This window comes from Halorubrum tibetense, assembly GCF_042661865.1.
GTDB lineage: Archaea > Halobacteriota > Halobacteria > Halobacteriales > Haloferacaceae > Halorubrum > Halorubrum tibetense.
Map to the genome: position 1 here is coordinate 1 of NZ_JBHSWW010000589.1, position 699 is coordinate 699.

Here is a 699-nt window from a genome sequence, read left to right on the forward strand (position 1 = left end):
GGGCGGTGTTCAGATAAGGATTGAAAGGTGAGGCGGTGCGTTTTCAAAGTGATCTATGCCCGAAAACGACCGCCTCGGCGGCTGTTTAGACGAGATCAACTTAGAGTTTGTGGAGCGAGAAGCAACACCGAAGCTGTTGATGAAGCTCAGTATTCAGCTTCATTTGTCTGGATTATCGCTTTCAAATACTGTTTCTTTTCTTGAGGTATTCGGTGTTGATCGGGTTCGATCTACCGTTCATAACTGGGTTCATAAGGCCGATCTACAGCCGGAATCTGGTCGGAATCCGAATCACGTTGCGGTTGATGAAACTGTGATTCAGCTTGATGATGAACAATATTGGCTGTACGCTGCCGTCGATCCTGAATCAAACGATCTGCTACATACAAAGCTCGAACCGACAAGAACGAACGTGATCGCAGATCAGTTTTTCGCAGAACTCCGCGAAAAACACGATGTAGATGACGCGATCTTTCTCGTTGATGGCGCGGTTCCACTTCACCGAGCTTGTGAAAAACATGGCCTCGATTTCAGATACGAACGACATGGAAATCGGAACAGTGTCGAACGTGTCTTTCGAGAGGTAAAACGACGAACTATCTGTTTCTCAAACTGTTTCAGCAACGCCGAAGCAGAAACTGCTGACGAGTGGCTCAAATCGTTCGCATTCGCATGGAATCAGCTTATCTGAACACTACC

At 47.1% G+C, this 699-nt stretch carries 1 protein-coding gene; it reads left to right on the top strand.

The window, feature by feature from the left end; genetic code table 11:
• The first annotated feature begins 55 nt into the window (after positions 1-55).
• Positions 56-691, top strand: a complete 636-nt coding sequence (locus ACFQEU_RS17145) for an IS6 family transposase (RefSeq protein ID WP_379784111.1) — start codon at positions 56-58, stop codon at positions 689-691.
• The last annotated feature ends 8 nt before the right edge of the window (positions 692-699 follow it).

Excerpts from the sequence above, each read along its gene's own strand:
- ACFQEU_RS17145 (WP_379784111.1), top strand. The coding sequence starts at position 56 with ATGCCCGAAAACGACCGCCTCGGCGGCTGTTTAGACGAGATCAACTTA.